Source organism: uncultured Anaerotruncus sp. (assembly GCF_902490045.1).
In the GTDB taxonomy this organism is placed as follows: domain Bacteria; phylum Bacillota; class Clostridia; order Oscillospirales; family Ruminococcaceae; genus Anaerotruncus.
Genome location: NZ_CABUCJ010000095.1, coordinates 1 through 9403, shown reverse-complemented (window position 1 = coordinate 9403; position 9403 = coordinate 1). Strand labels below are relative to the sequence as shown.

The following is a 9403-nucleotide window of genomic DNA, read 5'->3' as shown; positions in this document are numbered from 1 at the left end:
ACGGAACGCCCGCCTCTTTTCCTCCAGAGCGGCCCGGTCAGGGCTTTTCCGGGTCCGGTTTTTCATTCCGGCTGCAAAACTCGCCGATCGCCTGCACGGTTTTGGAAAATTCCTCGTCCGTCTCCAGCGCGGCGATGCCCTCATCGATCATCCGCAGGAGGTCGTCCTCCCGCCGGACAGGCTCGCTGCTCAAACTCATCCGCCCGCCTCCTTTTGCGCGCCCGGGTCCCGGGTTTTCATCAGTTTAGCATATTTCGCGGCGGGGCGCAAGGGAGGCGGGACCCGCGCGCCCACGGTTGCAAACCGGCGGGATTTGTATTAAAATAGAGACGTCCCGGCGGGCGGAAAAGGGGGATGGCATGGCGGATTCAATGATCACCAAGCAGGCGCTGGCCGCGTCCATCAAGGAGCTGATGGAGCGGGAGCCGCTTTCCAAGATCTCGGTGGGGGATATCGCCTCCAACTGCGGGGTAAACCGCCAGACCTTCTACTACCATTTCAAGGATAAATACGAGCTTGTCAACTGGATTTACTATACCGAGACGGTCAAGCTCATGAGCAGCTTTTCGGACCGCGCCCACTGGACCGACGGGCTGGGCGCCCTCTGCCGCTATATGCGGGACAACAAGCGCTTTTACATCAACGCCCTGAGCACGCCGGGGCAGAACTCCTTTCAGGAGTACCTGCTGGAATTTGCCCACGGGCTGGTCCGGTCGCTCGCGGAGGAGCTGCTCGGCGAAAGCCCAATCAGCGAGGAGGACCTCGAATTTATCGCCGATTTCTACGCGTTCGCCTTCGTGGGGCTCATTATGAAATGGGCCCGCCACGGCATGAAGGAGGAGCCGGACGGCTACATCCTGCGGGTCAAGGAGATGACCGACGCGAGCATCCAATACGCGCTCGAAAAGTATAAGACGGAATGAACGGCCGCCCATGGACGGCGGCCGTATCGGCCAAAGACGCCCGGCATCCGAAAGGATGCCGGGCGTCTGCCGTTCAGATCGCGTTTTCGGGGCGGGGGGAGAGCTGCGGCCCGAGCGGAAGCGCGGGATTGACGCGCAGCGCGCGGCTTCCGGGGGAGATTGCCTCGGCGACATACTGCGCGTCGCGCCGCAGGTCGATCAGCAGCAGCGGACGCCCCTTGTGGCGGCCGCGGTCGCCGCAGACCATCCGGTAGAGCCTGTCCTCGAGGGCGGGCTCCCCGGCGGGGCAGCGAAAGCAGCCGTAGAGGCAGTGCCCGGCGCGCATCCGGTCGAGGAACGCCCCGCCCGTCAGGTCGTCGGCGGTCCCGGGGGTGCAGGCGGCCGCGAAGCCGTAGAGCCTGCGCGCCGCGTGCAGGATCCCGAAGGCCCCGGAGGCGTCCGTTTCGGGCGCGACCTCGACCGAAACGGCGAGGTTGGGGGCCTTTTCGAGCAGGGCGGCGGTCTCCGGGGTGATCTGCGCGGCGGGCAGCTCGGCGAAAAAGGCGCTTTCGGGATAGCGTCCGGCGAGCGCGCAGGCCTCCCGCACGTCGGCGCCGCGCAGCACGAAGATGTAGCAGCCGAGGGCGTTCGCCTCGCGCGGGACGGGGGAATCCGCGCGGGCGGGCCCGTCGAGCAGGAGCATCCAGGGCAGGTGCCCGCCCCGCGCGGCCTCCTCCTGGCGGAGCCGCCCGACCCCCCAGGTGAGCCCCGACGCGCCGAGGTTGACCCCCATCGTGCGCAGGACGCGCGGATCCACCCAACTGACGGCGTCCGCGACGAGCTGGTAATAGGGGGAGGCGGGGCTTTGCAGCGCGGCGTGCGCCCGCGCGAAGAAGCGCTTCTGCTGCGGGCCCTTCGCGCAGCTGTCCCCGAGGTCCACCAGGTTGCGCAGGCCGCGCTTCGGGTCGCGCGGAAGGTCGCGCAGAGCCTTGTCGACGATCCCGGCCACCACCGCGCGCAGCATCCGGTGCTGAAATTCCATGTCCGTGCCTCCCCCAAGAAATTTTTCCGACTTTATTATATCCGCCGGATGCCGCCCGCGGTATAGACAAAAACCGGATTTGTCAAAAAAAAACGACAGTTCCGGGGAGGTGTCGTATTTTTAGACAGATGAAAAAACTGTCTAATTACATCGCGCGGGCCGGGTGATATAGTGGGGATGGTTTAAGAAGGGGAGGCGCGGTTTGGAGCGCTTCCCGCATCGAATGAGGGGGTTTTGGCTTGCTCAAGAAATTTGCGCGGGCGCTCACGCGCTCGCCAAAGACGATCATCCTTCTCGCGCTGCTGCTGCTCCTGCCCAGCCTGTACGGCGCGGTCAACACCCGCGTCAACTACGACATCCTCTCCTACCTGCCCGGGGAGCTCGACTCCTCGCAGGGGCAGGCGGTGCTCGAGGACACCTTCCACAGCGCGGCGACCGCGATGCTGGTCGTCGAGGGGATGCCCGCGCGCGACGTGGAGAAGCTGCGGGACGCGATTGAGGAGGTCCCCGGCGTGAGCGACGCGATGTGGATCTCCAGCATACTCGATATCAGCGTCCCCAAGGAGATCCTCCCGGACGAGATCAAGGACGTCTTCTACAGCGAAAAGGCGAAGGACTCGACGATGATCATCGTCCAGTTCGAGCACCCCGGCGCCTCCAACGAGACGCTGCAGGCGATCGACGACGTGCGCGCCCTCTGCGACGAGCGGTGCTTTCTGGCGGGCGTGTCGATCTTCCTGAAGGACACCAAGGACCTCGTCGAGCAGGAGATGCCCTTCTACACGCTGCTGGCGGTCGCCTTTTCGATCGTCGCCATGTCGCTTACGATGGAATCGGTCGTCCTGCCCTTCGTCTTTTTGATGGGCATCGGCTTCGCGGTGGCCTACAACTTCGGCACCAACATTTTTCTGGGGCAGGTCTCCTATATCACCAAGGCGATCGCCGCGATCCTGCAACTGGGCGTTTCCATGGACTACTCGATCTTCCTCTTCGACCGGTACGACGAGGAGAAGAGCAGGTTTGAGGACCGGCGGGACGCGATGGCCAGCGCCATCCAGGGGGCGTTCGTCTCCCTGTCCGGCTCGTCGATGACCACCGTGGCGGGCTTTCTGGCGCTGTGCGCCATGCGCCTCGGGCTCGGCCCCGACCTCGGGCTCGTGATGGCCAAGGGCATCGTCATCGGCATCCTCGTGGTGCTCACCGTGCTGCCCTCGCTGATCCTCGTCTTCGATAAGCCGATCCACCGCTGGAGCCACCGGTCGCTCATCCCCGACCAGACAAAGATCAACGACTGGATCATTGACCACAAGAAGACCTTCGTCGCGCTCTTCCTGGTGCTCTTTGTCCCGGCGCTCATCCTGCAGAGCAGGACGCAGATCTATTACAACATCGACCAGTCGCTTCCGGAGGACCTGCCGTCGACCGTGGCGACCAACAAGCTCAAGGACGAGTTCGACATGGCGACCACCCATTTCGTGATCGTCGACGACAATCTCCCGGCCTACCGCCTGAACGCGATGGAGAAGGAGATGGAGAAGGTCGACGGGGTGGAGGCGCTGCTCGCCTACAATAAATTCGTCGGCCCGGGCATCCCGGACAATTTCATCCCGCAGGAGCTCAAGGACATCTGCAAGAAGGACGGCAAGCAGATGCTCATGATCAACTCCCGCTACAAGGCGGCGCGCGAGGAGGAAAACGCCCAGATCGAGGCGCTGAATGAAATCGCCAAGCGGTACGACCCCGGCGCGCTGATCACCGGCGAGGGCGCGATGACCAAGGACCTGATGGACATCACGACGGTCGACATCCAGGTGACCAACGTGCTTTCGGTCCTGGCGATCCTGCTCATCGTGGGGCTGACCTTCAAGTCGTTCACCGTGCCGGTCATCCTCGTGGCGGCCATCGAGCTGTCGATCTTCATCAACCAGGGCATCCCGGCCCTGACGGGGACGGTCATCCCCTTCGTGTCGCCCATCGTCATCGGCTGCATCCAGCTCGGCGCGACGGTCGACTACGCCATCCTGATGACCACCCGCTTCCGCGAGGAGCTGCAGAACGGACATGAGCGCGTCGAGGCGATCAAGATCGCCTCGAGCGCCTCGGATAAATCGATCATCACGAGCGCCTCGGTCTTCTTCTGCGCGACCTTCGGCGTCTCGCTCATCTCCAAGATCGAAATCATCAAGAGCATCTGCTCGATGCTGGCGCGCGGCGCGGTCGTCAGCGCGCTGGTCAGCATCTTCATCCTGCCGTCGGTGCTGCTCGCCTGCGAAGGCTTCATCGCGAAGACCTCCCACAACTGGCGCAGCGACATCACCCCGCCGCCAAGAAAGCGGCTGGGAAAGCGGCTCAGAGAGCTCCATGCAAAACAGGGGGAATCGATATGAAACCAAAGAACCTTTCCTTGCGCGCGCTCTGCGTGCTGCTCGCCCTTTCGGTGGCGGCCGCCGCGCTGCTTTCGGGCTGCGCGGCGGCGTCCGCCGAGGAACCCGCCCGGCCGGCCGCGGCGCAGGCGGAGCCGGAGAAGGAAAAGCCGGAAAACCTCATCGGCTCCAAGAAGAGCGAGACGGTCTACGTCAACCTCGACCCGACCGGCCGCCCCTATGACACGGTGGTCACCGACTGGCTGCACAGCGACACGCCCGGCGTGACCTTCGAGGACGTCTCCGACCTCAAGGGGATCGAAAACATCAAGGGGGACCAGGGCCCCCGGCAGGAGGGGGAGCGCCTGAGCTGGCAGCTCGACGGCACCGACCTCTACTACACCGGCCGCACCGGCAAGGAGCTGCCGCTCGAGGTGAAGATCACCTACAGCCTCGACGGGAAGCAGTACGACCCGCAGGAGCTGGCCGGGAAGTCCGGCAGGCTGGAAATCCGCCTCTCCTTCAAAAACACCTCGAAGCATGAGGTGGAGATCGGCGGCGAAAAGACCGTCATGTACACGCCGCTCATGGTGGCGGCGGGCATGGCCCTCCCGGACGACACCTTCGGCAACGTCAAGGTCAGCGACGGCTCGGTCGTCACCGACGGCAGCAGCCAGGTGGTCGCGATGGTCTGCCTGCCGGGCCTGAACGACAGCCTCGCGCTCGACAGCTACAGCGTCCAGGAGCTGAACGACCTCGACTTTCCCGAGGAGTTCACTGTTACCGCAGACGTCGCCGGCTTTGAGATGGGCCCGATCATGATCGCGGCCACCCCCGAGCTGCCCGACCTCGACGACCTCAAAAAGAGCGACGAGTTCGACGACATGGAGCAGGACCTCCACGACCTGCGCGACCTGCAGAACGACCTCGAAACCGTCGACCCCGACCGCGACATCCGCTCGCTGCTCACCGACCCCGGGCGCACCGACGCGGCGAGGCTGATCATCGACGACGTCTTCGATTTCTACGACCTCAACAAGGATATCCTCGATATCCTGCCCAAATACATCACCGACGAGAACGTCCGCCTCTACGACCGCATCGACCACGACCTGAGCGAAAAGGCGATGGGCACCCTGCTCGACGACGACGAGCTCGCCGACCTCTTCGACCTTGTGGACGATCTGAGTCCCAACCGCCTGCAGGAGCTGGTGGACGACTACGACGAGCTGCAGAAAAACAAGCGGCTCAAGGCGCAGCTCGACCAGATCATCGCGCAGGCGGACCAGGGCGGCCTCCAGACCCTGCTGGACGATCTCAAGACGGTCTACGCGGGCGTCAAAACCGCGCAGGCCGCCGACCCCGAGGGATACCGGGAGGGCCTCCAGGCGCTCGGGCAGTTTTTGGAGATCTGCAAGCAGATGAAGGTCCAGCTCGAGGCGCAGCAGACCCGCCTGCAGGCGCGGCAGGTCGTCATGGGCTACATCAACAATCCCGACGCCGCCGGGAAGCTGGACGACGTCCTCTCCGCCTCCAGGCTGAACCCGTCCCTGCGCGGCGAGCTGGTGCGCGCCAGCGCCAGCGGCGAGATCGTCGACCCGAACCACATCCGGCCGATCCGCAGGGAGAGCGGCGAGAAGACCGAACCGACGACGAGCGAACCTGCCACAAGCGAGCCGACCACGAGCGAGCCGATCACAAGCGAACCCGCGACAAGCGAACCCGCGACAAGCGAACCCGCGACGAGCGAGCCCGCCACAAGCGAGCCTGTCACAAGCGAGCCCGCGACAAGCGAACCGGCGGCGGGCGAGCCCGTGGTCAGCGAACCGGAAGGCGTGACCGCGGTGCTGGCCGGGTACGTCGAATCTTCCGACGGGGAGGACACAGGAGCCGCCGGGAACGGCGAAGAGCCTCCCGCGCAGGAAAAAGAGGACCCGCCCGCCGACACGGACAGCTCCTCCGGGGGCGCCGCGGACGACGGCTCCGATGAGGGCGGCGAAGACGGCGGGGACGCGGACGCCCCCGCGCCCGAAAACAGCTCCAGGGCGGACGACGCCGCGAAGAAGCCGGTGGACGAGGACCGCATGGACGTCTACACCGAGATCACCGGGACGACGGCCGGCTACTATGTGCTGACCGGTGCGATCGACGAATATTTGAACAGGGCGGACGACGACACCCTCCGGGAGATCGTCGAGAGCGCCCCGCGCGCCCGCGGCGCGCGCAGCGGCGGCACGGTCGAGGTCCCCGCCGAGCAGTACCGGCAGCTGACGGCCATGAAGGATATGGTCGAGCGGATGGAAAAGCTGGTCGTCGCGATCGGCCCCGACGAGCTGCTCCGGCTGCTCGACGACGTGAACCAATATGGCCCCGGCCTCGAGCAGATGGCGGGGCAGCTCCAGGGAACCGAGGTGCAGCAGTACCTCGACAAGATGCTTGGGCACCTCAAGGAGAATTCCGACAACATGGAGACGCTCGTGCTCCTGCTCAAAAAGCTCGACGAGACCAACCTGCTCGACGAGGTGGAGAACATCGACGACCTGCGCGACGATCTTTCCGACGCGCGTCCGATCATCAAGGCGCTGCGCCGCGATTTGAAGCGCGCCGACATCCACGAGAGCCTGCACGAATCGCCCGGGACGATCACCACGCTGCTCAAAATGCGCGACGATCTCGACGAGCACCGCGACATCACCGAGACGATGCGCAGCATGCTCCGGGAGGAGAAGGTCTCCCTCTCCCGCGGCATGATCGCCACCCTCGACCGCCTCAAGGACAAGGGCGCTGCGGACAACGCGATCGAAAAGCTCGACGACCTCGACGAGCTGCTCGAACGCAAGGACCGCTACGTCGACCTCTCGAAGGAGTACGGCGTCTTCACCGCCGCGCCCGAGGGGCTCGACACCGACGTCAAGTTCGTCATGAAGACCGACGAGGTCAAAATTCCCGAACCCGTCGAGGAGACGGCCGCCCCCGTCGAGGAGAAGCAGGGCTTCCTCGGCTGGCTCAAGGGCCTTTTCACCTGAAGAACGGAGCACCGGATGCAGAAAACGGGGGCTGCGGCGTCTGCCGCGGCCCCCGTTTGGCGTCTCTCAGAATCTGCGGGAGAAGATATCGTTTTCTGTGAGCAGGCTCTCGACCGTGGGATATCCAAGGCGGCCGAGCAGCTCGATCACATAGGGGTTGTCGATCGGCGTGGGGCTGGCCGCCTCGCCGCCGTAGGCGTCCACGTTGCGTTCCCCCTCCTCGCGCGGGATGATCCGCTTGGGGCCGCCCACGCAGCCGCCCGGGCAGCCCATCCCCTCGAAGAAGTTCGCGTCGATCTTCCCCGCGAGCAGGTCGTCGATGAGCGCGCGGCAGCCGGGCACGCCGTCCGCGTGGCGGGTGCGCATCGAAATTCTGCGGTGGGGGTTGAGCCGCTCGACGGTCGAGCGGACCGCCTCGCTCACCCCGCCGCTGCGCGCGTAGATGCGTCCCGCGCGGGAGGAGTGGTCGCGCTCGCGGTCCTCCAGCTTCGCCGGGTCGACGCCCGCCGCCGCGAAGATGTCCCGCACCTCCTGGAAGGTCAGCACATAGTCGACCGCGCCGGCGAGGTCCTTTTCACGCGCCTCCGCCTTTTTGGCGATGCAGGGCCCCACAAAGATGGTGAGCGCGTCGGGATGCAGCGCCTTGACCGAGCGGCCGCAGGCGATCATCGGGGAGACGGACGCGGGCAGGTGGGACTGCAATTCGCTGTAGATTTTGCGGATCATCGCGATCCACAGGGGGCAGCAGCAGCTCGTGAGCTGGAAGTCGCCCTCCCGGGTGATGTTTTTGTCGAACTCGAGCGCCTCTTTGAGGGTGAGGATGTCCGCGAAGAGGGCGACCTCGATCATCCCGTCGAACCCGAGCTGCAAAAAGGCGCTGCGCAGCATGCCGGGCGTGACCGCCTCGGAGAACTGGCCCATGAAGGCGGGCGCGACAAGCGCGTAGACAGGCCCTTCGTGCCGGCGCACCGCCTCCATCGCGGCGACGGCGTCCCGGCTCGCCTCGAGCTTTTTGGCGGCGCACGCGTCGATGCAGGCGGAGCAGCCGACGCAGCGGGTCACGTCGATGGCGACCCGTCCGCCCTCGACGGGGCCGGAATGGATGGCGTCAAAGGGGCAGGCGCGTTCGCACGCGCCCTCGCCGGGCGCGCAGCCGCACTCGCCCGTCCGCCAGACGAGCGGGTGCTTCTGGGGGTTCAGGAGGCAGTCGAGCTGCTTGGGATCGAAGTCCTGCTGGGTGCGGATGTATTTGATCGCTTCGGGCAGGTTGCTGCGCGCCTGCGCGGCGAGCAGCGTCTGGTAGAGCTCCTGGAAGGTTGCCATTGCGTTCACACTCCTTGCGTTTCTTTCTTTAGGATATCCAATGCGGAGGGTTTCATCAATGGGAGGAAGCGCAGAATTTACATTTTCTTCATAAAATATCCCAATCCAAACAAAATTTCCCCGGTAAACTGAACACATGCTAATAAGGGAGTCGTTTTAAATTCCAGGTCAACACCGCGGGCGCAAGCCCTGGCCTGGGGTCCGTGTGAGGTAACAAGACTTTTAGCGTGCAGGATTCCGCATGCTGAAGGTCTTTTTTTGATAGTTTTGCGGCCTGCGGACAACAATAGTCCTGACAACATTTTGAGGGAGTGTGGCAATTGTTCACCCAGAAGGATATCCGGCGGACCTGCGAGGAGCTCGGTGTGGACCCCGCGAAGGGCCTGACCACGGACGAGGCGTCGGCGCGCCTCCAAAAGCACGGCCCCAACGAGCTTTCAGAAAAGAAGCGGAAATCGAAATTCGCGATGTTCGTCTCCCAGCTCAACGACCCGATGATCTACATCCTCTTCGCGGCGGCGGCGATCTCCATCTTCCTGCGGGAGATTTCCGACGCGGTGATCATCCTGCTCGTCGTGCTTTTAAACGCCGTCATCGGCATGACGCAGGAGGCCAAGGCGGAGCAGGCGCTCGAGGCGCTCAAAAAGCTCTCGAGCCCCAACGCGCTCGTGCGCCGGGACGGCAGGCTCGCCGAGGTGCCCGCCGCCGGCCTTGTGCCGGGCGACGTCGTGCTGCTCGAGGCGGGGC

The 9403-nt window shown here is 64.6% G+C and carries 7 protein-coding genes; 4 read left to right on the top strand and 3 right to left on the bottom strand.

The window, feature by feature from the left end:
• Nucleotides 1-37 precede the first annotated feature (37 nt).
• Entirely contained in the window at nt 38-199 is a 162-nt protein-coding gene (locus RDM88_RS09760) for a hypothetical protein (protein ID WP_308754655.1), read from the bottom strand.
• Nucleotides 200-359: 160 nt separating this feature from the next.
• On the opposite strand from RDM88_RS09760, the gene dhaS reads away from it, so the two are divergent.
• Nucleotides 360-923 (top strand): dihydroxyacetone kinase transcriptional activator DhaS, encoded by a 564-nt coding sequence (gene dhaS, locus RDM88_RS09755; protein ID WP_308754654.1) that lies wholly within the window; start codon nt 360-362, stop codon nt 921-923.
• Between the two features lie 73 nt (nt 924-996).
• On the opposite strand, the gene RDM88_RS09750 is transcribed toward dhaS, so the two are convergent.
• Complete coding sequence (locus RDM88_RS09750; protein ID WP_308754653.1) at nt 997-1944, bottom strand: hypothetical protein; 948 nt, start codon at nt 1942-1944, stop codon at nt 997-999.
• Between the two features lie 239 nt (nt 1945-2183).
• Between RDM88_RS09750 and RDM88_RS09745 the strand changes: the two genes are divergently transcribed.
• Nucleotides 2184-4331 carry an MMPL family transporter gene (locus tag RDM88_RS09745; RefSeq protein ID WP_308754652.1) on the top strand — a complete coding sequence of 716 codons (2148 nt, stop codon included), beginning with the start codon at nt 2184-2186 and terminating at the stop codon, nt 4329-4331.
• Nucleotides 4328-7333, top strand: coding sequence for a hypothetical protein (locus RDM88_RS09740; RefSeq protein WP_308754651.1), 3006 nt, complete (start codon nt 4328-4330; stop codon nt 7331-7333). The genes RDM88_RS09745 and RDM88_RS09740 overlap by 4 nt, the downstream gene beginning before the upstream one ends.
• A gap of 66 nt (nt 7334-7399) precedes the next feature.
• Here RDM88_RS09740 and RDM88_RS09735 read toward each other — a convergent pair whose 3' ends face one another.
• Nucleotides 7400-8656: a [Fe-Fe] hydrogenase large subunit C-terminal domain-containing protein gene (locus tag RDM88_RS09735; RefSeq protein ID WP_308754650.1), complete on the bottom strand. Its 1257-nt coding sequence runs from the start codon at nt 8654-8656 to the stop codon at nt 7400-7402.
• A 320-nt stretch (nt 8657-8976) separates the two neighbouring features.
• Between RDM88_RS09735 and RDM88_RS09730 the strand changes: the two genes are divergently transcribed.
• On the top strand, nt 8977-9403 hold a 427-nt coding region (locus RDM88_RS09730), incomplete at its 3' end, for a cation-transporting P-type ATPase (protein ID WP_308754649.1).